This is a genomic window from Tractidigestivibacter montrealensis (genome assembly GCF_024741235.1).
GTDB classification, from domain to species: domain Bacteria; phylum Actinomycetota; class Coriobacteriia; order Coriobacteriales; family Atopobiaceae; genus Tractidigestivibacter; species Tractidigestivibacter montrealensis.
In genome coordinates, this window is sequence record NZ_JANSKA010000005.1 from 19,345 (window position 1) to 40,480 (window position 21,136).

A 21,136-nucleotide genomic window follows, 5' to 3' on the forward strand; every position below is an offset into this window, starting at 1 on the left:
GAGGAGAAGTTCCAGACGCAGGTACCAAAACAGGGCCTGCAAGCTGTGGTTTATTCGCGAATGAAGTCGCTTCCCGCATCCGCCCAGGGGGCAGTGCTCTCGCGCCTGCCCTCTCTTCCCAGCGCAAGCGGTATCGGTCATGGTCGACTGCGCGAGCTTCTCGAAGAGCAGCTCAAGCCAAAGGAGCGCGTCACGCGCGAGGAGTCACGGGCGTACGGCAAATCCCTCAGGAAGCGGGTCCCTCGCAGCAGCCACGCCGCTTGGACGATCGAGCAGAACCGTCAGCACGCCATGGAGCTTCTCCGCGCGCAGGAGAAGGACCGCGTGCAGAGCCTGCTTCCCATACGCCACCAGCGCATGGCTGAGTCGCCCTTCTCGTTCTACCGCGGCGGTCATCATAGCCGATGACCTCGCTCGTACCCCAACGATGGGCATCAGGGTGCAAGCCTGCGGAGACGCGCACCTCGCCAACTTTGGCATCTTTGGCTCGGCCGAGCGCCGCCTGGTCTTTGACATCAACGACTTCGGCGAGACCCTGCCCGCGCCCTGGGAGTGGGATCTCAAGCGCCTGGTGACCAGCGTCGAGATCTGCGGGCGCCACCTTGGCCTCTCGGAGGCAGACCGCCTCGTGGCGCTTCGCTCGACGGTTCGGGGCTACCACCAGGCAATGTCGCGCTTCTCCAAGATGGGCAACCTAGACGTGTGGTATGCCCACCTCGACGTCGAGGAGCTCTTGCAAGAGCATGCCGACTACCTCAACAATGCCGAGAAGAGCGCCCTTGCGGCAACCGCCGGGAAGGCCATCAAGAAGACAAACAGCCGCGCCGTCGAAAAGTTCACCGAGACCGTCGACGGCGAGCTGCGCGTGGTGAGCGACCCGCCGCTCCTGATTCTCCTACGCGACCTTGCGAGCTATGTCATCTCACAGGAGACAATCGTCAAGGTGCTTGGCGCCTATCTCGCGAGATACCGCCTCACCCTTCCGCGTGAGAGCCGGTCGCTCATCGACCAGTACACCCCGCAGGACATGGCGCGCAAGGCCGTGGGCGTGGGCAGCGTTGGCATGCGTGTGTGGATCATCGTGCTCGAGGGGGCTGCCCCCAACGACTCCCTGGTGCTCCAGCTCAAGGAAGCAACCTCCTCAGTTCTCGAGCCATACGCGGGCCAAAGCGAGTTTCTCGACCATGGCAGGAGGGTCGTGGAGGGACAGCGGGCTATGCAGACGGCCGGCGACGTTCTTCTCGGCTGGGCTCGCTCGCCAGACGAGAAGGGCGTCATGCGTGACTACTGCGTGCGCCGGCTGAGGGATTCCAAGGGGTCGGTCGACCTGGAGCGCGTGGATGCCTACGAGCTCTCACGCTTTGGTTCGCTGTGCGCCTGGACCCTGGCGCATGCGCACGCCCGCACGGGTGACCGCCACGCCATTGCCGGCTACCTGGGGAAGGGCGCGGGCATCGACAACGCGCTCTGCGAGTTTGCGCAGGCCTATGCAGACCAGAACAAGGTCGATTACCAGCTGTTCCTCAAAACCTTCGACGACGTGCGGTAGGGGAGAGGACCGCCGTGCCCGCATTGGCTCTGTACGGCTGACCCGCCATAATGCTGCCTCGCGAAGCTAAGCAGCTCCCTCCCCGAATATACGTAATTGCCCATGCCCAATCCCTCTACTCTGTGCCTAGAGCCGTAATGTGCGCCGACGCAAGCCGGCGCGGCAGCGAAGGGAGAGGGGCATGTACGACAAGCTTTTCGAACCAGGCCGTATTGGATCGGTCGAGCTCAGGAACCGCCTGGTCATGGAGCCCATGGGGGTAGGGCTTGCTAATCTTGACGGGACACCCACTGAAGAGATGATTCGTTATTACGAGCTGCGCGCCGCAGGTGGTGCCGGCCTAGTGATACCGGAGATCTGCCGGATTGACGACGAGACGGGCGTCGGTGAGCTGCGCCAGATTTCCGTCACACGCGACCGCAATGTTCCGCAACTCGCGCGTCTTGCTGAGGCAATTCACCGCCATGGTTCCAAGACATTCCTGCAGCTGCATCACCCAGGCAGGGAGACACCCAATGTCCTTCTCGGCGGAAAGCCGGTTGTCTCGGCGTCTGCGATTCCTTGCAAGAAGACGCAGGCGGAGACCCGCGCGCTCTCTACGGAAGAGGTCCAGCATATAGTCCAGGAGTTTATCGAAGGCGCAGCTCGTGCCGAGCGCGCGGGCTTCGATGGTGTCGAGCTGCACTGCGCGCATGGCTACCTGCTGCAGCAGTTCCTCTCTCCCTACACCAACAAGCGAACAGACCAGTATGGTGGCAGCTTTGAGAACCGCCTGCGCATCGTCACCGAGATCATCGCAGGCATTCGCGAGCGCTGTTTCGCAGGCTTTGCGCTTGGCTGCCGCGTCTCCGTCGAGGAATTCCTCGACAAGACCGGAGTTACCGAGGACTACATCCACACTGCAGACGGCGTCAAGATCTGCATGGCGTTCGAAAAGGCAGGCGTCGACTTCATAGACGTGTCCGTTGGCCTCTACGAGACCGGCATTACGTGCGTGGAGCCAGTAAGTTATCCCGAGGGATGGCGCCATGACATCATCCGAGCGGTGAAAGAGCACGTCAGCGTTCCCGTGATTGCGGTCTCCGCATATCGTGGCCCCGACGTTCCCGAGGCGTTCCTCGAGGAAGGAACTATCGACTTCGCCGGTCTTGGCCGCGCGTGGCTCGCCGATCCCGAGTGGGGCAATAAGGTTCAGCAGGGTAGAGTTTCCGAACTTCGCAAGTGCATCAGTTGTCTGCGCTGCTTCGAGTCCCTGGAGCAGAACGCCGAGAAATGCATGCCCCTTGAGTGCGCCGTCAATCCGGAGTGTGCGCATGAGCTGCGCTATGGTGAGCTGCCAATCGACGTTGACCATCATCACGTTGTTGTGGTTGGTGGCGGCCCCGGTGGCTGCCAGGCGGCGGAGACCGCGGCGCGACGCGGCTGCAAGGTGACGCTGCTTGAAAAGGGCGATCGCCTTGGCGGCCAGGTTCTTCTCGCCGAGCGCCCGCCACGCAAGGAGAAGATGGACTTTGTCCCGCAGTACTACGAGACAATGCTTCCCAAGCTGGGCGTGGACGTGCGCCTTGGCGTGGAGGCCACGGTGGAGACGGTGATGGCGCTTGAGCCCGACGCCGTTATCTGCGCTACTGGTGGAGATCCTATCGTTCCCGGGTCGATTCCAGGAATTGGTGGCAAGAACGTGATCTGCGTGCCCGAGGCCCTGTCCCGCGAGAGCTATGAGGACAAGCGCGTAGTGGTTGTGGGCGCTGGCATGACGGGCCTTGAGACTGCCGAGTACATCGCCGATAAGGGCGCGGCTTCCGTTGCGGTCGTCGATATGGTTGCCACGCCGGCTCCGGGTACAAACCAGACCAACCTCGTTGACCTGATGGGACGCCTGCGCGCACAGCAGGTCGAGCTCAAGCTAGGCGAGAAGCTCGTTGAGGTTGGGTCCGATGGCATTGCTGTCGAGAGCGTTGCCGATGGAGGGCGCTCCAAGGTCGAGGCGGACCTTGTGGTGCTTTCGCTGGGGAACCAGCCTGCAAAGGAGCTTGCCGAGGGTCTGCGTAAGCGCGGCGTCGGTGTTTGCCTTGTTGGCTCCGCTGTGCGCGACGGGAACATCGCACCTGCTACACGTGGTGGTTACGAGGCTGCCCGCGGGCTCTTCTCGGCGCGCGCCGCTCGCTCGAGCTTTTGCATGGACTCCGCAGACCTCCAAAAGTTTGGCGCACCGTCCGTGATGTCTGACCAGCGTGGCTTGTATCTCGCCTACACCACCGACCCTTCTGCCATCGAGCGCATCCTGCCTGCACCGCTCAAGCCCTTCTCGATGCCCGTGGTGACGCTCTCCGTGAATCACATCCTGCGGCCGTCGTTTACCGATGACTACTACGAGGCAATTCTCGGCGTGTACTGCTACCTTGGCGACCAGCTTGGACAGTACACGATGTCGCTGCTCCTGGGCGGCAACGGCGCCGAGATGGCAACGCAGCTTGGGCGTGACAACGGGTCCATGCCCAAGAAGCTTGGCGCCCAGTTCTCGATTCGCAAGGAAGGCTCGGCGCTCTGCGTTGACCTTGCACGCCGCGGTCACCGGCTGGTACACGTGGAGGCAGACCTTGGCGAGTACAACAGCCCCCTCTGCCACCTAATCTTCCAGTCCCCAGCAGCCGGAAAGACCACGAAGGGTTGTGGGTTCTACTACCACTTCGACCGTCCGGCGCTCCCGCAGGGCGGAGCGCAACTGACCAGCGGCGCCATCAACGCAGCGCTCGTTCAGTATGACTATCACACGTGGGAGCCCGGCTACGTTACCAGCATCAAGATGGAGTCGAGCCCCGATGACCCATGGGGAGAGCTTCCCGTGCTCTCTGTGCTTGGCTGCGCTTACTCCGAGCTTGACCTGACGGTTCTTGGCGAGAAGAAGCTGGCAGACGTCGATGCAGTCGAGTTCTTCCCCTACGTCTTTGCCGGCTGGTACGACCGTACCACCCTTGGGGAAGCGGGTCGCGTCTAGCTTTTGTGCTGCATATTGGCGTTGATTGCGCCGTGGCGCCCGTCTTCCGATTTTGTGGGGGCGGGCGCCGCGCACACAGACTTGCTCCCACACCTTCCTTTGTGCATGTGGTATTTCTTCCCTGTGGCAATGCCTCTCTGGTGTAAAGTGTCAACTGTCTGCGTAACCGCAGGCAGCGTAGGTGACTCTGTTCGCACTTGAGCGGCGGCGTCGCGTGCGCCCGCAGAAGTGCCACTGAATGCGCGGGGGAGTCATTAGGGTATGCGCCACACGAGCGACGTGCACATGTTCCGTCAGGCCACGGATGCTGGTTGCATCCACGCATTTCTCGCCACGCGCGCAACGACTACGGTGACTATCTAGGCGGCTGTCCCTCACCTGGCCTCGTGCCATGTGACAGTCGCCGTTATGCGTCGCGGTGCCGGGTTTGGCCCGCAACGTCACCTTGCAGTCAGAGTCTGGGGGGCTACCCCAAGGAAGAGGTTTCACATGAAGGTTCTCTACAACGACGGTCACGTGGACGAGTGCCCCGAGGACCAGGAGCTGCACGTCGTGCGCCACTCCGCGGCGCACATCATGGCTCAAGCCATCAAGCGCCTGTACCCTAAGGCAGACTTCGCCTTTGGCCCCGCAACCGAGAACGGCTTCTACTACGACATCGACCTGCCCGAGGGCACCAAGATCTCAGAGGAGGACTTCCCCAAGATCGAGGCCGAGATGGCCAAGATCTGCAAGGAGAACCTCAAGTTCGAGACCTACGAGCTGCCCCGCGCCGAGGCCATCGCCCACATGCAGGAGCGTGGCGAGAAGTACAAGGTAGAGCACATCGGCGACCTCCCCGAGGACGCCCGCATCACCTTCTACAAGCAGGGCGAGTACGTCGACATGTGCGTTGGCCCCCACATCCTCTACACCAAGGCGCTCAAGGCCTTCAAGCTCACCGGTGTCTCTGGCGCGTACTGGAAGGGCGACAAGGACAACAAGATGCTCACCCGCATCAATGGCGTCGCCTTCCGCAGCAAGGACGAGCTTGCCCAGTGGGAGCACATGCGCGAGGAGGCGGAGAAGCGCGACCACAGGAAGATCGGCCAGGAGATGGAGATCTTCATGATGAACGAGGCCGGCCCCGGCTTCCCGTTCTGGCTGCCCAACGGCATGCGCATCCGCAACTCCCTCATGCAGTACTGGCAGGAGATGCAGGACAAGTATGGCTATGACCAGGTCCAGACGCCAATCATCCTTTCCCGCAGCCTGTGGGAGACCTCTGGCCACTGGGACCACTACAAAGAGAACATGTACACCACCAAGATCGACGATGAGGACTACGCGATCAAGCCCATGAACTGCCCGGGCGCTTGCCTCATCTACAAGAGCAAGCCGCGCAGCTACCGCGACCTGCCCCTTAAGCTTGCCGAGGCCGGCATCGACCACCGCCACGAGCTCAAGGGTGCCCTTCACGGCCTCTTCCGCGTCCGCGAGTTCCAGCAGGACGACGCGCACCTCTTCATCCGCCCGGACCAGATCACTGAGCAGGTCACGGATGTCGCGCACCTCATCACCGCCTACTACGCGCAGTTTGGCTTCCCGTATCGCGTCGAGCTCTCCACGCGCCCCGAGAACTCCATGGGCTCCGACGAGGACTGGGAGCGCGCCGAGCAGGGCCTGAAGGACGCTCTCGACGCCATGCACGTCGACTACAAGCTCAACCCTGGTGACGGCGCCTTCTACGGCCCCAAGATTGACTTCCACCTGCAGGACTGCCTGGGCCGCGAGTGGCAGTGCGGCACCATCCAGCTAGACTTCCAGCTCCCGCACAACTTCCAGCTCGAGTACACCGACAAGGACGGCTCCAAGAAGCAGCCCATCATGATTCACCGCGCGGGCTTTGGCTCGTTCGAGCGCTTCATCGGCATGCTCATCGAGCAGTACGCGGGCAAGTTCCCCACGTGGCTCTCGCCCTGCCAGGTCAAGGTGCTCCCCGTCTCCGAGAAGACCCGCGACTACGCCGTGGAGGTCGCGCAGAAGCTGCGCGACGCAGGCGTGCGCGTGAAGGTCGACGAGCGTGACGAGAAGATCGGCTACAAGATCCGTGAGGCCCGCTCCATCGACCGCGTGCCGTACATGCTGATCCTCGGCGAGAAGGAGGCCGAGGCCGGCAACATCTCCGTGCGCGACCGTTCCAACGAGACTGTCCAGCGCGACCTCGACGAGTTCATCGCCGACGTCATCAAGGAGATTCGCGAGCGTCGATGAGACAAAGGGACAGTCCCTTTGTCTCATGTGTGCGGCGAGGCGGCCTCGGCTGGCTGTCCCGCCGCTTTCTTGTTGGGAGTAGTTATGGCCAAGCGAGGCAGCGTGCTGCGGGTTGTGTCCAAGGAAGAGCTGGAAGGCGCCCTGGCCCAGGGCTTCTTGGCTCCCATCGAGCCGTTAGCTGGCAAGCCCATAGCCTGCACCGACGTGCGTGAACTTGTCGCAGCTGCCCACGAGCAGGGTGCGGCTGCCGTTTGCGACCTCTCGGTTGTTGGCACGGCCTGCGCTGCCGTGCGGCTTGGGGCAGACGTCGCCTTTGCGCCTGCGGCGGCAGCGGGCAAGACGCTCGTTTGGGTCGCGCGAGGCGAGCAGAGCGTTGCGGATGTGGCACGGTGGCTGCTCTCGGCTGGGCGCGAGGCCGGGGACGAGGAGATGGCATTGCTTGAGCAACGTGCCCGCGCGTGGCGTTCGTCGTCTGATGCAGCGCAGGTGGTGGCAAGCTACCTCGTGTGCCATCCGCGCGTGGAGAGCGTCGCGTATCCTGGACTGCGCTCGGATCCCTCGTATGAGATTGCTTCTCGCACGCTCGAGAACGGCTTTGGGCCTCTTGTCGACGTGCGGCTGGTGGGAGAGGATTCGTGGCGCCGCATCACCTGCACCCCAGATGATCCCATGACGCAAGTGGCCCGGCTGGAGCAGCGGCTTCGCGAGCGCCTGTCGTAAGCGCTTCTAGCTGCAGGAATGCTATGCTCGGCGAGAATTTGGCGCCCGAAGGGGCGTTTTGGAAGCAACCCCGCACGAAATCGCTGCTCCGGCGCCAATTTCTCGCCGAAAGGCAATTTTTCTCAGCTTCAGCGCCGGATTTCCCGTACTCCAAACACACGTTTAGAAACATGCCGATAAACGATGCGTTCTTCTATATGCACAATCGACCGTAAGCGGTATGATTATGCCGTCGAATGGTACCAGGGATGTTTTCTGGCGTCTTCGGCAGCCCATGCGGGCAGCCATGCCCAGAGGACACCGCGCTTCACCGGCACTACCTCGCTTTCTTGTACGGTCTGCTGTTAAGTTCGGCTGGCCATAGGGTCTGCCGACCGGGGATATGGAGGTAACATGGCACAGAATGCTTCGGTCATCGATAGCGTGGAGACGCTGGAGGCGCATCTGAAGACGATGCGCGAAGCCCAAGCGGAGTTCGCGAAGTTCACGCAGGAGCAGGTGGACAAGATCTTCTATGCCGCTGCCATTGCCGCGAACAAGGCCCGCATTCCTCTCGCCCAGATGGCCTATGAGGAGACCGGCTACGGCGTGATGGAGGACAAGGTCGTCAAGAACCACTACGCCGCCGAGTTCGTCTATAACAAGTACAAGGACACCAAGACCTGCGGCGTCATCGAGGACGACCGTGCCTTTGGCATGAAGAAGATCGCCGAGCCCCTCGGCGTTGTGGCTGCCGTCATCCCCACTACCAACCCCACGTCGACGGCCATCTTCAAGACGCTCATCTGCCTCAAGACGAGGAATGCCATCATCATCTCCCCGCACCCGCGCGCCAAGAAGTGCACCGCGGAGGCCGCACGCGTCGTTCGCGACGCCGCCGAGGCCGCGGGCTGCCCCAAGGGCATCATCGACTGGATCGACACGCCCTCCATCGAGCTCACCAACACCCTCATGCAGGAGGCCGACATCATCCTCGCAACGGGTGGCCCCGGCATGGTCAATGCCGCGTACAGCTCTGGCACGCCTGCCCTTGGCGTTGGCCCCGGCAACAACCCCGCCATCATCGATGACACCGCCAACGTTATCGAGGCCGTCAACTCCATCATGCACTCCAAGACCTTCGACAACGGCATGATCTGTGCTACCGAGCAGAACGTGATCGTCCTCGACGGCGTGTATGACGCTGTCAAGGCCGAGTTCCAGAAGCGCGGCGCCTACTTCCTCAACGACGAGGAGGCCGAAAAGGTCGGTAACACCGTCATCGTGAACGGTGGCGTCAACGCCAAGATGGTCGGCCAGCCCGCCACCAAGATCGCGGAGGCGGCAGGCATCGAGGTTCCCGCCTGGACCAAGATTCTCATTGGCGAGACCGAGTCCGTCGAGCCCTCCAACCCCTGGGCGCACGAGAAGCTGACCACCATCCTCGGCATGTACCGAGCCACGGACTTCGACGATGCTCTCGCCAAGGCGTCCCGTCTCATTGCTGACGGCGGCTACGGCCACACCTCTTCGCTCTTCATCGACACTCGTGAGACCGAGAAGGTCGACAAGCACTCCGAGGCCATGAAGACCTGCCGCATCCTGATCAACACCCCGGCCTCCCTCGGCGGCATCGGCGACATCTACAACTTTGAGCTTGCTCCGTCGCTCACGCTCGGCTGCGGCTCCTGGGGTGGCAACTCCTTCTCCGGCAACCTCGACATCCACCAGCTGCTCAACATCAAGTCGGTCGCAGAGAGGCGCGAGAACATGCTTTGGTTCAGGACTCCCGAGAAGGTTTACTTCAAGAAGGGCTGCATGCCCGTCGCCCTCCGCGAGCTCAAGGAGGTCTACGGCTGCAAGCGCGCCTTCATCGTCACGGACTCCTTCCTCTACACCTCCGGCTTCACCAAGAAGATCGAGGGGCCGCTGGACGAGATGGGCATCAGCCACTCCAGCTTCTGGTCCATCTCGCCTGATCCCAAGCTCCAGGATGCCGAGAAGGGCGAGGAGCTTCTCCGCGCCTTCAACCCCGATGTGATCATTGCCATCGGCGGCGGCTCCGCAATGGACGCAGGCAAGATCATGTGGACCATGTACGAGCACCCGGAGGAGAAGTTCGACGACATGGCCGTCGACTTCATGGACATTCGCAAGCGTGTCTATCGCTTCAAGCCCATGGGCCAGAAGGCCAAGTTCGTCGCCATCCCCACGTCCTCGGGCACCGGCTCCGAGGTCACCCCGTTCGCCATCATCACAGACGCGAACACCGGCATTAAGTGGCCCATCACAGACTACGAGCTCATGCCCACCATGTCCATCGTGGACACCGACAACATGATGACGCAGCCCAAGGGTCTCACCTCCGCCTCCGGCATCGATGTTCTCACCCACGCCATGGAGGCCTACGTCTCGATCATGGCTTCCGACTACACGGACGCCATCGCCCTCAAGGCTGCCAAGCTCGTCTTTGACTGGTTGCCCACGGCCTACACCGAGCCCACGAACGTCGAGGCCCGCGACCACATGGCCAATGCCTCCTGCCTTGCAGGCATGGCGTTCGCCAACGCCTTCCTCGGCCTCAACCACTCCATGGCCCACAAGCTGGGTGCCTACCACCACATCCCGCACGGCTGGGCCAACGCCGTCATCCTCACCCGCGTGGCGCGCTACAACGCTGCCGAGCGCCCGACCCGTATGGGCACGTTCTCCCAGTACGAGTATCCCCACGCCAAGGCTCGCTACGCCGAGATGGGCCGCTTCTGCGGCTTTGGCACCGCAGCCGACTCCGATGACGTGGTGTTCGAGCGCTTCATGGACGGCATCGAGAAGCTCAAGGACTATATCGGCGTCAAGAAGACCATCGCCGAGTACGGCGTGGACGAGAAGTACTTCCTTGACACCCTGGATGAGATGAGCCTCAACGCCTTCAACGACCAGTGCACCGGTGCCAACCCCCGTTACCCGCTCGTGGCCGAGATTAGGAGCCTGTACCTGGACGCCTACTACGGCCGCCCTGCCACGTCCTACGAGGACGAGGGCCTGGAGATCCGCGAGATCGAGAAGACCGACCACGCCAGTCAGGCGGAGTCTGCAGAAGAGTAACGTCTAGAGGCCACGCTTGTTAGGAGGAAGCATGAAGCTTTCCGATGATAAGGTCGAGATTGTCCGCAGGCACAACAAGGTCGTCTATCACGACGGAGACCGCACGGTGAAGGTCTTCGTCCCCACGAAGCCCGCCGTCGACGTGTTCCGCGAGGCTCTCAACCTTGCCCGCATGGAGCAGGCCGAGGGGCTCAACACCCCCAAGGTGCTCGAGGTCTCGCAGGTCGAGGACGGTTCCTGGGCGCTTTCGATGAAGTACGTCCCTGGCAGGACCCTCCACGAGATGATGGACAAGGCCAAGGGCACGCCCAAGTTCGACGAGCTCCTCAAGTTCTTCGTGGACCTGCAGATCAAGGTTCAGAACACTCCCGCGCCCAAGGCTCTCACAGCGCAGGGCGACAAGCTCGTCCGCATGATCTCTCGCGTCAAGGGGATGGACCCCTCCGCCCGCTATGACCTTCAGATGCGTGCGGACCGCATGAAGCGCGGTACGGCGATCTGCCACGGCGACTTCAACCCCACGAACATCGTGGTCGGGGAGGGCGAGCCCTTCGTCTGCGACTGGACCCACGTGACGGTGGGCCTGCCCGAGGCGGATGCGGCCATGACCTACATGCTGCTAAAGCTTGAGTTCCCCGAGGCTGCCGACAAGTACCTTGACGTCTACTCCAAGTCTGCCGATGTCCCCAAGCAGAAGATCATGTACTGGCTGCCCGTCGTTGCCGCCGCAGAGCTCTCCCGCGGCCGCAAGGGCAACGAAGAGTTCCTCAAAGGCTGGATCGACATGGCCAGCGACTACGAGTAGGCCGTTCGACCTTCTCGCCATTCCGTTCGATCGAGGCACCCGGTGCAAGCCGGGTGCCTCTTTCTGTGCAGGGGGCAGCCGTTTCGTCTAAGCTTGTTTGGTTACTTTCAGGAAGATCCCGCTCGTGCATCGCAAGGAGTTATCCATGCGTTTCTCGTCTCGTCGTCGCCATCAGCGTGCGCAGGCGCTCTCGTGCCTGGGTGTCCTTGTCCTTGCCGTGGTCGTTGCCTTCTCGCTTTCTGCCTGCAAGAGCGACACCGAGAAGGTCACGGAGACCGTGACGCAGTTCATGGACGGCTATGACGCCCTCGTGCACCCCAAGGACGATGGCGACAAGAAGGACGATGAGAAGTCCAAGGACGATGGCGTGCCCGATCCTCTATTTGGTGACGACGCGACCATCGCCAAACTAAACGAGTTTGGGGTTGAGTCGGGGGAGTACCACCAGCACCTGCTAACGCACTTCTCGTACCAGGTGGGAGACGTGAGCGTGGCCGACGATGGCAAGACAGCCACGGCTACCGTGAGCATCACCAACGCAACGCTCTCGGACGCCATCAACAACGCCGCGTCGGACTTCGAGGCCTGGATGCTCACGGACGAGATGCAGTCCACGCTTGACTCCGGCGGGCGCGCCGCACTCGTCGACAAACTCTTCGACTTCCTCTACCAGCGCCTTGATGGCGATGATGCCACGTGCGCCACGACGGATGCCACGCTGACGCTCACCAAGGGCGATGGTGGCGCCTGGACAATTGACACTCCGCTCCCGGACGAGTTCTATGCGGCGCTCTACGGCGGAACCGACATCCGCACCGCAGAGGAGGCCGTCGCTCAATGAGACAAAGGGACAGTCCCTTTGTCTCATGCCCTCGTATACGTGACAAACGAGAAGTGCGTACCCTTTGTGGTAACGCCGGCGTCCTCCTCGTGCTCGACGGTCCAAGCGGGGTCGTCGTCCAGGTTGGGAAAGAAGGCGTCGGCAGGCTTCTCGACATCGAACTTGGTCACATAGGCGCGCGTGCACTGACCGAGAAGCGCCCTGTAGACAGACTCACCACCAATGAGCCACACCCTGTTGGGGTCGTCTGCCGCAACCGCCTCAACTGCCGCGGCGGGGGAGGCTGCGCCCACGACCCCCTCTGGCAGCGCCGAGGGGTCATGCGAAATCACGACGTTGCGGCGTCCCTTGAGGGGGCCGCCAGGGAAGCTCTCGAGGGTCTTTCTCCCCATAACGACGGTGCCGCCCATGGTCAGCTCAACAAAGCGGTGCATGTCGACCTTGCTGTGGACGAGAAGCGCACCCTGGTAGCCAATGCCCCAGTCACGGCACACGGCGACTATCGCGTTCATTTAGACCTCCAATATCCCATCCCCCGTTCTTTATCGGTATTTGAGAAAAGGCCCCTGCATTTGCCCAGTTGGCGAGAAGTCCGATTCTCAAAAACCGATAAAGAACGAGGAGGGTGGGGTAGCGAGCGGTTAGAGGGGGGCAGGGGCTAGATGGCGATGGGGATGTTCTTGACCTGCGGACCACACTCGTAGTCTTCGACGATGAGGTCATCGGTCGTGAACTGGTAGAAGTCTGTGACCTCGGGGTTGAGGCTTACCTTGGGCGCCGCGTGGCGCGGGCGAGAGATCAGCTCGCGGATAATGGGCACGTGGCGGTCGTAGATGTGGGCGTCGGCGATCATGTGCACAAGCTCGCCCGCATTCATGTTCGAGACCTGCGCCACCATCATGAGAAGGATGGCGTACTGGCACACGTTCCAGTTGTTTGCCGCAAGTACGTCTTGGCTGCGCTGGACGAGGAGCATGTTGAGCGTGGGTCGACTCTCGCCAGGCTCCTGTGTCACGTTGTAGATGGCGTTGTAGGCGCAGGGATACAGGTGCATCTCGGAGAGGTCCGAGAAGGTGTAGAGGTTGGTCATGATGCGGCGGGAGTAGGGGTTCTCGCGCAGGTCCTTGAGGACGCGGTCCATCTGGTCGTAGTCGCCGTCGGCGTAGTGCGAGACCTTGCCCACCTGGTAGCCATACGCCTTGCCAATGGAGCCAGTCTCGTCTGCCCACTCGTCCCAGATGTGGCTGTGGAGGTCGTGGACGTTGTTCGACTTGCGCTGATAAATCCAGAGGACCTCGTCCATGCAGCTCTTGAGGGCAGTGCGGCGAAGCGTTATGGCCGGGAACTCCTCGCGGAGGTCATAGCGGTTGCACACGCCAAAGCGCTTGATGGTGTAGGCCGGCGTGCCATCCTCCCAGTGGGGGCGAACCTTCTGGCCCTCGGTGGTAGTGCCGTGCTCGAGGATGTCGGTGCACATGTCGACAAAGATGTTGTCTGCCTTGCTCATGGGTCTCCCTCCCGTATGGGGCGGCGCGTGGACTCGTCTTCTCTACAGGGGCTCCGACTCTATTATCTGGTCCCAGGCAGTCCCTAGCGTCTGGATGAGTCCGTTGTCTGCCGGAAGCCAGTCCACGTCGAGTAGCCCCTCGCGCCCAAGCCACCGCAGCTCCTTGTGCTCTCCGGGCTTTGCGGCGGGCTCTGCCTGTGGCGCCAGCGTGCACACAAAGCAGTCCATGACCAGGTGGAACTCGGGGTAGTCATAGGTCAGCGTGTCGAGAAGCCACATCACCTGGAGCTTGCAGCCAAGCTCCTCCATGACCTCGCGGCGGCACGCCTCCTCGCTCGTCTCGCCTGCCTCAACCTTGCCGCCGGGAAACTCCCAGCCGTCCATGCCGTGCGCCCGCCGCGCCGCCAGGATGAGCCCGTCACACTGGATGATCGCAGCCGCCACGTGCACCGTGGGAAGCGTAACCTCGCTCTCTCCCGTCATGCGCGGCCCTCCATCCTCACGATGGCACGGGCCTGGCCATCCTCGCCGTTGATGCTCACGGTGATGTCGTTGCCGCCACCATAGACCACGGGGCTCAGGGTGTCGCCGAGAAGCGCCATGGTGCGGTACTGCACCTCAAGGCGCGCAAGGTCGATGGCTTGGCCCAGCTCACCGGCGGCGAGAAGGGCAAAGCGCACGTACTCCGCATTGTTCACGTGACGGTTGGTGTCCAGGTGCTGCTCGGTTATCACGATGGGGGAGGTTGGCGTGCCCTCTCCCTGGGGCTTTAGGTGGCGCGAGATCTGCGGCAGGTCCGCCGGACGCTCGTCTCCCTGCAGGAAGACCGATTCGCTCTGCGGGATGCTGATGACTCGCTCCTGCGAGAAGTCGTACATGTACCACTGGGAATCCGCGCGCACGTGCGTGGCGCCGTCTGCCCCGCGAATCTCGAAGCAGCGCTCCGCCTGGAGGCGCTTCATGGCGTAGCACCAGGTGCTTGTCGTGATGGTGTCGCAGAACTTGGGGAGCGAGTCGATTTGGATGAGCCAGGAGGTCACAAACCAGCCAAGGTGGTCATCGCGGAGCTGCTTGAGCCCCCTGCCCACCTCCTCGCACTGAAAGGTGGAGCAGTCCTGCAGGTAGTTCATCATGGGGACAAGGGCGAGAACGCCGTTCTCGTCGCACTCGCTGTAGCGTACCCTGCTGTCAAATGAGTACATGCTGCCTCCGGTAAGGTAGGTAAACCTCCTCACCTTACAGCATTCCGGGCTAGCGACGCAGCGTGATTCTCCACCTGCCGGCACCCTTGTCTTGCGCCACAACGGAAAGCGCCGTGTCTGCGGCAAAGGTCAGCGCGCACGCGGTGGCGGCCGCCTCGCACGCCGCCTCTCCCCATGAGGAGAAGAAGGCAATGAGCTGTGGCTCGATGGCAAAGACCACCAGTACCGAGAAGACCCCGAAGACCGCCGATGCTATGGGGCAGACAAGCCCACGGTAGTTGAGCGGCCAGCCCGTGTAGTCCCACCAGCGTCTCCCAAAGCGCTTCTCAAGCGCGCGCCCGGTGGCGTACTCAATGGCTGTTGCAAGGACGGAGCCCGCCGCAAACACGGCAAGCGGGCTCTCCAAGTGCCCGAGAAGCACGTAGACGGCAACTGCCCCGGTGCCGTAGATGGGGCATGCGGGTCCAAAGAGAAAGCCGCGCCGCACGGGGCGCCTCTCCACAATCGAGCAGTACACGGTCTCCCAGACCCACCCTCCCACGGATATCGTTGTCATCGAGAGCATGAGAATCGAGATGCCCCATGGCGTGAGGTCTGGCGCGTTCATGGTGGAGAGCGCGGCAATTACCGCCACAATGCGCTCTAGCATGCGGTGCCTCCCTCAGATGTGGTAGCCCAGGGGCGTCGCGCGAAGACCTCGACAGTCGAGCAGGCCTTGTCGACAAGCGAGACCACAAGGGCTTCCACGTGACGTGGGGGAGAGGGCACGAGCGGGAACATGTGGTGGGCGATGATGTCTCGCTCGAGCGGGGTAAGGTCGGGAAAGTCTGCCTCGGCGTTTCTCAGCGCATGGCGGGGGTGGGTGAAGCCATGCCAGGCGTCTGGGGCGGCGTTGTGGTCATGCCAGTCGTAGAGGTAGTAGTCATGAAGAAGCGCCCCGCGTACCAACGCGCGCTCGTCGCACCGGATGCCAAGCGTCCTCACCAGCGCCAGGCTGAGGTAGGCCACGGCGGCAACGTGCTCGAGCGTGGTTGTCTGGCCATGCTGCACGTAGCCGGCCATGAGTGCCATGCGTGGTGCGGCAAGCGTGGGAGCTGCAAGCTCCTCGTAACGACGGCGAATCTCTTCTGGGGTAGAATTCACGGTTGTCTTCCTAATCCGGAGAATCGACTTATTTCCAAAATTAGAAATAAGTATACTATCAGAGTTATCAGTAATGCACGTGACGCGTCACGTCGTTCTCGAGGGGGTGACTGAAATGGGCGTTCAGTCCACGGGGCACATCGACCTTCGCGTCAAGCGCTCGCAGGCTGCCATTCGCGCGGCCGTGGTCTCGCTGCTCTCCGAGAAGCCCACGCAGGACATCACCGCAAAGGACGTCGCCGAGCGCGCCCTCATCAACAAGAAGACGTTCTACGCCCATTACCCAAGCGTGCGTGCCGTTCTGCAGGAGATCGAGAACGACGCGGTGAGCGAGGTATCCGGCATTGTCGAGGCTGGTGACGTGAGCACGCCCCCCGGCCTCTCGAAGGTCCTCTCACAGCTCAAGGCGCTTTCTGCCGACGGAGCCTCTGCGTTTGGCGCGCTCGCCCGCACGCCTGCGCGCACGCTTCTCTCCGAGCGTCTCAGACAAGATCTCTCGGGGCACCTGGGCAGCCTGTCCGCCGTGTCCTCGCAACTCTCGGCATCGCTCTCCTCCGGGGTATCATGCGCTGTCGACTTTGCCGCGGGAGGCATTGTGTCACTTCTGGCAAGCTGGCTCTTTGGCGAGCGCGTCATGAGCGAGGACGAGCTCTCGCAGGCAGTCATACGGTCGGTTCGCTCGTGTATTGGCGCGGGGTGCTCATTGGCCGCAACCCCAACCGGAGACGCCAACCGTGCCTAGCCCCTCGTACAAAGCCCGCGTCTCTGCTCTAGAATGATGCGTGTCGCGCTGAATCTGACGGGGCGACCGCGGCGAGCAATGGCAGGTGAAGGAGGCATACCATGACCCAGGGGCACAAGGTTCGCATCGCAACCATAGGAACGAGCGGGATAGCCCGGCGCTTCCTCGATGCGCTCGCAGGATATGAGGGAGCCACCTACGCGGGCGCCTACTCGAGGGACCTCGGCCGCGCCCGTGCCTTTTCGAGCGAGCACGGAGGCACGCTCGCCTTTGACTCCCTCGACGATCTGTGCTCCAGCCCCGAGGTCGATGCCGTCTACATCAGCTCTCCCAATGCCGTACATGCCTCGCAGGCGCTCGCGTGCGTGCACGCCGGAAAGCACGTGCTTGTCGAGAAGGCCTTCGCCTCCAACGCCCGCGAGGCCAAGCGCGTGTTCGATGCCGCTGCCGAGCAGGGCGTTGTCGCCATGGAGGCCATGCGTTCGATTCACACTCCGGGATTTCGCGCTGTCGTGGAGACGCTGCCGCAGCTTGGCGAGGTCCGTCTCGCCCAGATGGGCTTTGCGAAGGTCACGTCGCGCATATCGCGCCTGAGGGCGGGGGAGCGCCTCAACGTGTTTGACCCGCGCCTTGCCGGGGGTAGCCTGATGGACATTGGTATCTACTGCGTCGAGCCCGCCATGGCGCTCTTCGAGCGTCCCTCCACCGTGAGCGCCTCGCTGGTCACTACGCAGGTACCCGGGGAGCCTGCGGGTTCGCCGTACCGGACGGTTGACCTTGCCGGTGCCATTCTCCTTGGATATGGAGACAAGGCCGTGACGCTCTCGTTTGGCAAAGTCTCGGATGACCTTGCGCCCTGCCAGCTGGAAGGCGAGAAGGCAACCCTCATCTACCAGGACATCACCAAGCCGCATGACTTCCGTGTGGTCGAGCACGTGGACCGCGGCATGACCTGGGGGACCGTGGGTGGCAACGAGCGCACGGTTGCGGTCGAGAATCCCGAGAACGACATGGTCTGCGAGCTGGCCGATTTCTGCGAGGCGGTCAACGGCGATGCCGTGGCGATCGAGCACGCGGGCATGTGGGCAGACGTCACGCTGGCCTCGCTTGAGGTGATGGACAAGGTGCGCGCGCAGGCGGGCGTCCGCTTTCCCGCAGATGACGAGGCCTAGGCCGTCCTTCCGCCATCCGGCACCACACACCGGACTCTTGGCCGTATCCCATCGTGCCAGACCTAGGATGTGGCATGGTCACGTCGGCTGGTATGTATGGAGGAGAGCATGGAGATTCTCTCATGCAGGGACCCCAAGTTTCGCGAGTATGGTGCGGTGTGGGACGACATCCCAGAGGACATTGTCAACTCCCTGGTAGAAGCTGTCGAGAAGAACGTCGAGATGCCCGAGGGGCTTACCTACACGCCCGAGATCGAGGCTATTCACCAGGCTCCGGGTGTGGGGGAGCTTGCCCGCACCCTGGTGGGCGGCCTTGAGGTGCAGGTGGGTGCTGTCGCTGGTCGCAACACCTATCTCAACTCCCTTGAGTACCATCGCACAAGCGAGTTCAACATGCCCGTCTCCACCGACTGCGTCATGCTCTTTGGCCTCCAGTGGGACATCCGCGACGGTGTCTATGACACCTCGAACGTGGTCGCGTTTCGCGTGCCCGCGCGGACGATGGTCGAGATTTATGCCACTACACTGCATTACGCGCCCATTGACATCGCGGGGGCAGGCTACAAGATTGCAGTGATCCTGCCGCGATGCGTCAACACTGAGAAGCCCGAGCTCTCGGTTACGTGCGGTGACGTGGGACTCCTCTTTGGCTGTAGCAAGTACGTGCTTGCTCATCCCCAGAGCCCCGATGCCTCGGCGGGCGCCAAGGTGGCGCTTACGGGCGAGAACTACTGCCTGAAACTCTCCGAATAGCCTCGGCAAAGACGGCGGGCGCCCTTGTGGCGCCCCGCTACTCCTTGGGAAATGCGATCTCGTCCGCGTCCGCAAAGCGGGCGGGAGCGTCTGAGCTTAGCTGGTACGAGCTCATACTGTCGACCACAATGCTGCATGCGCCGGGCAGCACCTTGGCATGGTACTCGGTGACTCCCGAGCTCACCACGTCGCCATCGACCTCAAGCGGCACGGGCTCCTCGGTGCGCACCGTGATCTGGCGGCCACGGAACGCCTCGAGACGCGGACGCCCGATTGACTTGCCCGTCTTGTCGACAATGCCAAAGAAGAGGGGGCGCAGCACCTGGGCAGCGTCCTGCGTCTCTATGACGATGACGTCGAGAAGCCCGTCGTCCATACGGCAGTCGGGCACAATCTGAATGTCACCCTGGATCATTGCGTTGTCTGCAACCATGCAGGAGATGCCGCGGCGGTGGTACTCCTGGCCGTCCACGATGATGGTGAACTCCTCGACCGTGGGACGAGGGTTGGCAAACGCCGCCGCGAAGTACGCCGCCTGTCCCATGGCGGCCTTCTTGGGGAGTGCTGCCTCCATGAGCTGGGCGTCAAAGCCCGTGCCGGACATAAGCCCAAAGCCCTTCACGTGCCGGGCGCCCTGCTCGTCTTCCCAGGAGATCTCTCCGAGGTCGAGGGAGGCGGTGTGTCCCACGCGGCATGCGCGGGCAAGGGCCGCAGGCTCGGGTGCGTTGCCAATGTTTGCGAAGAGCAGGTTCGCCGTGCCCGAGGGAAACACGCAGACGGGCACGTTGCGGTTGCGCAGTGCGTAGAGCAGCCCCGTCACGGAGCCATCGCCACCGGAGAGCACGCAGACATCAAAGTCTTCGGCGTCTGCCACAGCATCCTCGGCAACGAAGTCCGGCGCGAGCGCGCGGAACGTGCACTCGTCGCCAGCGTGGACGAGGGCACGCTCGAACTCGAATATGGCATCCGAGCCAAAACCTGACATGGGGTTGTGGATGATGACGCTGCGCACGATAGTCCTCCCCGGTCCCCCAACAAGGGATAGCATGTATCATGTTTCGGGCGCCGGCCCCCGCCGGGCCACATACACATGGTAGCCCAATGCCGGAACCTTTGGGTAACACCTTTGAGCTGGGAGAGTCGAGTGTATATATCCACAAGCGATGAACTGAGTGCCTTCTGCGAGCGAATTGGCAACGAACCCGTCATTGCCGTGGACACGGAGTTCCTCCGCGAGAGGACGTACTATCCCAAGCTCTGCCTCGTGCAGGTTGGTACTCCCAAAGAGATCGGTGCCATCGACCCCATACTGATCGAGGACCTCTCGCCCCTGGCACGCATCTTCGCTGACGAGCGGGTCACTAAGGTCTTCCACGCCTGCGGACAGGACCTTGAGGTCATTCTCGACGGCATGGGCGTGACCTGCGCTTCGGTTTTCGACACGCAGGTCGCTGCCGCGTTTCTGGGCATGCGCCAGCAGGTGAGCTACGCTTCGCTGGTTGAGGCCTACGCAGGCGTGAGGCTACCCAAGGCAGAATCCCTCACGGATTGGTCGCGCCGCCCGCTCGACCCAGAGCAGCTGACCTATGCCGAGGATGACGTACGCTATCTTCCCGGAATCTATGACCGCATGGTGGAGCAGCTCGTCGAGAGGGACCGCCTTGCCTGGGTCCAGCCCGAGATGGCCGAGGCGACCGACCCATCCCACATGCACAGGGACCCTCGCGAGGCCTACCTCAGGCTCAAGCGCTCGAGCTCCCTCACGCGCCGGCAGCTCGCCATTGCGCGCGAGGTCTGCGCATGGCGCGAGCAGACGGCGGCGAGTCACGACGTGCCCCGCAAGTGGGTCCTCTCGGACGAGGTGGTGGTCGAGGTCTGCAAGCGGGCGCCGCGCAACCGCGACCGCCTGCGCAAGATCCGCGGTACCGACCAGCTTAGCGAGAGGGACGTGCACGACCTTCTCGACGCCGTCCGCGCAGGGGAGGAGGTCCCCGGCTCCGCCTGCCCGCAGCAGGAGCGCCACGCTCATCCCTCCGCCGAGGTAGAGAGCGTGGTGGACCTCATGGTTGCGCTGGTGAGAATCGTGTCCGAGAAGTCCGGCATTGCCACGCAGCTCATAGCCACCAGGGACGACCTGGTCGAGTTCGCCCAGGACCGCTCGAAGTCGCGCCTTGCGACCGGTTGGCGCCACGAGCTTGCTGGCAAGCAGCTTGAGAGCCTCCTCGAGGGTTCCGTTGGACTTACGGTGCGCGACGGTCGGATAGAGATTATCTAAAGCGACGAGGGGCCCCTGACGCCACACCCTTCTCGCGGCCGTGCTATTTGTGTCGCGGGGGCTTCTGTATCATCGTTGGTGCCGGACGGCCT

At 62.6% G+C, this 21,136-nt stretch carries 17 protein-coding genes and 1 pseudogene; 11 read left to right on the forward strand and 7 right to left on the reverse strand.

Annotated features, from left to right (window positions below):
• Positions 1-357 precede the first annotated feature (357 nt).
• The 7 genes and pseudogenes from NVS32_RS07665 to NVS32_RS07695 all read left to right on the forward strand — a co-directional run bounded on the left by NVS32_RS07665 (position 358) and on the right by NVS32_RS07695 (position 12,250).
• Positions 358-1,549, forward strand: a pseudogene (locus tag NVS32_RS07665) (DUF2252 domain-containing protein).
• A 181-nt stretch (positions 1,550-1,730) separates the two neighbouring features.
• On the forward strand, positions 1,731-4,547 hold the full coding sequence (locus tag NVS32_RS07670) for an oxidoreductase (protein ID WP_258499292.1): 2,817 nt from the start codon (positions 1,731-1,733) through the stop codon (positions 4,545-4,547).
• A 489-nt stretch (positions 4,548-5,036) separates the two neighbouring features.
• Positions 5,037-6,800, forward strand: coding sequence for a threonine--tRNA ligase (gene thrS, locus NVS32_RS07675; RefSeq protein ID WP_258499293.1), 1,764 nt, complete (start codon positions 5,037-5,039; stop codon positions 6,798-6,800).
• Between the two features lie 84 nt (positions 6,801-6,884).
• Positions 6,885-7,520, forward strand: coding sequence for a PLP-dependent transferase (locus tag NVS32_RS07680; protein WP_258499294.1), 636 nt, complete (start codon positions 6,885-6,887; stop codon positions 7,518-7,520).
• A gap of 393 nt (positions 7,521-7,913) precedes the next feature.
• On the forward strand, positions 7,914-10,604 hold the full coding sequence (gene adhE / locus NVS32_RS07685) for a bifunctional acetaldehyde-CoA/alcohol dehydrogenase (protein ID WP_258499295.1): 2,691 nt from the start codon (positions 7,914-7,916) through the stop codon (positions 10,602-10,604).
• 31 nt (positions 10,605-10,635) lie between these two features.
• The gene (locus NVS32_RS07690; RefSeq protein ID WP_258499296.1) at positions 10,636-11,409 is read left to right on the forward strand and encodes a phosphotransferase family protein; all 774 of its coding nucleotides are present in this window, start codon (positions 10,636-10,638) and stop codon (positions 11,407-11,409) included.
• 145 nt (positions 11,410-11,554) lie between these two features.
• Entirely contained in the window at positions 11,555-12,250 is a 696-nt protein-coding gene (locus NVS32_RS07695) for a hypothetical protein (protein ID WP_258499297.1), read from the forward strand.
• 23 nt (positions 12,251-12,273) lie between these two features.
• Here NVS32_RS07695 and NVS32_RS07700 read toward each other — a convergent pair whose 3' ends face one another.
• From NVS32_RS07700 to NVS32_RS07725, 6 genes are all read right to left on the reverse strand, one after another.
• Positions 12,274-12,762, reverse strand: coding sequence for a dihydrofolate reductase (locus NVS32_RS07700; RefSeq protein ID WP_258499298.1), 489 nt, complete (start codon positions 12,760-12,762; stop codon positions 12,274-12,276).
• Positions 12,763-12,908: 146 nt separating this feature from the next.
• Complete coding sequence (gene thyA / locus NVS32_RS07705) at positions 12,909-13,757, reverse strand: thymidylate synthase (RefSeq protein ID WP_258499299.1); 849 nt, start codon at positions 13,755-13,757, stop codon at positions 12,909-12,911.
• Between the two features lie 42 nt (positions 13,758-13,799).
• The gene (locus NVS32_RS07710; RefSeq protein WP_258499300.1) at positions 13,800-14,240 is read right to left on the reverse strand and encodes a (deoxy)nucleoside triphosphate pyrophosphohydrolase; all 441 of its coding nucleotides are present in this window, start codon (positions 14,238-14,240) and stop codon (positions 13,800-13,802) included.
• Positions 14,237-14,959 (reverse strand): acyl-[acyl-carrier-protein] thioesterase, encoded by a 723-nt coding sequence (locus NVS32_RS07715; protein WP_258499301.1) that lies wholly within the window; start codon positions 14,957-14,959, stop codon positions 14,237-14,239. Before NVS32_RS07715 ends, NVS32_RS07710 begins: the two co-directional genes overlap by 4 nt.
• Positions 14,960-15,008: 49 nt before the next feature.
• Complete coding sequence (locus NVS32_RS07720; protein ID WP_258499302.1) at positions 15,009-15,608, reverse strand: putative ABC transporter permease; 600 nt, start codon at positions 15,606-15,608, stop codon at positions 15,009-15,011.
• Positions 15,602-16,102: an HD domain-containing protein gene (locus NVS32_RS07725; protein ID WP_258499303.1), complete on the reverse strand. Its 501-nt coding sequence runs from the start codon at positions 16,100-16,102 to the stop codon at positions 15,602-15,604. Before NVS32_RS07725 ends, NVS32_RS07720 begins: the two co-directional genes overlap by 7 nt.
• Before the next feature lie 115 nt (positions 16,103-16,217).
• Between NVS32_RS07725 and NVS32_RS07730 the strand changes: the two genes are divergently transcribed.
• The 3 genes from NVS32_RS07730 to NVS32_RS07740 all read left to right on the forward strand — a co-directional run bounded on the left by NVS32_RS07730 (position 16,218) and on the right by NVS32_RS07740 (position 18,769).
• Positions 16,218-16,844, forward strand: coding sequence for a TetR/AcrR family transcriptional regulator (locus tag NVS32_RS07730; RefSeq protein WP_158553436.1), 627 nt, complete (start codon positions 16,218-16,220; stop codon positions 16,842-16,844).
• Positions 16,845-16,945: 101 nt separating this feature from the next.
• A complete protein-coding gene (locus NVS32_RS07735; protein ID WP_117651323.1) occupies positions 16,946-18,016 on the forward strand; it encodes a Gfo/Idh/MocA family protein in 1,071 nt (356 codons plus the stop codon).
• A 108-nt stretch (positions 18,017-18,124) separates the two neighbouring features.
• Positions 18,125-18,769: a DUF4867 family protein gene (locus NVS32_RS07740; protein WP_258499304.1), complete on the forward strand. Its 645-nt coding sequence runs from the start codon at positions 18,125-18,127 to the stop codon at positions 18,767-18,769.
• Between the two features lie 37 nt (positions 18,770-18,806).
• On the opposite strand, the gene NVS32_RS07745 is transcribed toward NVS32_RS07740, so the two are convergent.
• Entirely contained in the window at positions 18,807-19,781 is a 975-nt protein-coding gene (locus NVS32_RS07745; protein ID WP_117651322.1) for a diacylglycerol/lipid kinase family protein, read from the reverse strand.
• A 132-nt stretch (positions 19,782-19,913) separates the two neighbouring features.
• On the opposite strand from NVS32_RS07745, the gene rnd reads away from it, so the two are divergent.
• Positions 19,914-21,044 (forward strand): ribonuclease D, encoded by a 1,131-nt coding sequence (gene rnd, locus NVS32_RS07750; RefSeq protein ID WP_117651321.1) that lies wholly within the window; start codon positions 19,914-19,916, stop codon positions 21,042-21,044.
• Positions 21,045-21,136: the final 92 nt, after the last annotated feature.

Bases quoted from the DNA above. Each gene is read 5' to 3' on its own strand.
- thrS (WP_258499293.1), top strand. From the start codon at position 5,037: ATGAAGGTTCTCTACAACGACGGTCACGTGGACGAGTGCCCCGAGGAC.
- NVS32_RS07720 (WP_258499302.1), bottom strand. From the start codon at position 15,608: ATGCTAGAGCGCATTGTGGCGGTAATTGCCGCGCTCTCCACCATGAAC.
- thyA (WP_258499299.1), bottom strand. From the start codon at position 13,757: ATGAGCAAGGCAGACAACATCTTTGTCGACATGTGCACCGACATCCTC.
- NVS32_RS07700 (WP_258499298.1), bottom strand. From the start codon at position 12,762: ATGAACGCGATAGTCGCCGTGTGCCGTGACTGGGGCATTGGCTACCAG.
- NVS32_RS07730 (WP_158553436.1), top strand. From the start codon at position 16,218: ATGGGCGTTCAGTCCACGGGGCACATCGACCTTCGCGTCAAGCGCTCG.
- NVS32_RS07690 (WP_258499296.1), top strand. From the start codon at position 10,636: ATGAAGCTTTCCGATGATAAGGTCGAGATTGTCCGCAGGCACAACAAG.
- NVS32_RS07715 (WP_258499301.1), bottom strand. From the start codon at position 14,959: ATGTACTCATTTGACAGCAGGGTACGCTACAGCGAGTGCGACGAGAAC.
- NVS32_RS07680 (WP_258499294.1), top strand. From the start codon at position 6,885: ATGGCCAAGCGAGGCAGCGTGCTGCGGGTTGTGTCCAAGGAAGAGCTG.
- adhE (WP_258499295.1), top strand. From the start codon at position 7,914: ATGGCACAGAATGCTTCGGTCATCGATAGCGTGGAGACGCTGGAGGCG.
- NVS32_RS07710 (WP_258499300.1), bottom strand. From the start codon at position 14,240: ATGACGGGAGAGAGCGAGGTTACGCTTCCCACGGTGCACGTGGCGGCT.
- NVS32_RS07735 (WP_117651323.1), top strand. From the start codon at position 16,946: ATGACCCAGGGGCACAAGGTTCGCATCGCAACCATAGGAACGAGCGGG.
- NVS32_RS07695 (WP_258499297.1), top strand. From the start codon at position 11,555: ATGCGTTTCTCGTCTCGTCGTCGCCATCAGCGTGCGCAGGCGCTCTCG.
- NVS32_RS07740 (WP_258499304.1), top strand. From the start codon at position 18,125: ATGGAGATTCTCTCATGCAGGGACCCCAAGTTTCGCGAGTATGGTGCG.
- NVS32_RS07670 (WP_258499292.1), top strand. From the start codon at position 1,731: ATGTACGACAAGCTTTTCGAACCAGGCCGTATTGGATCGGTCGAGCTC.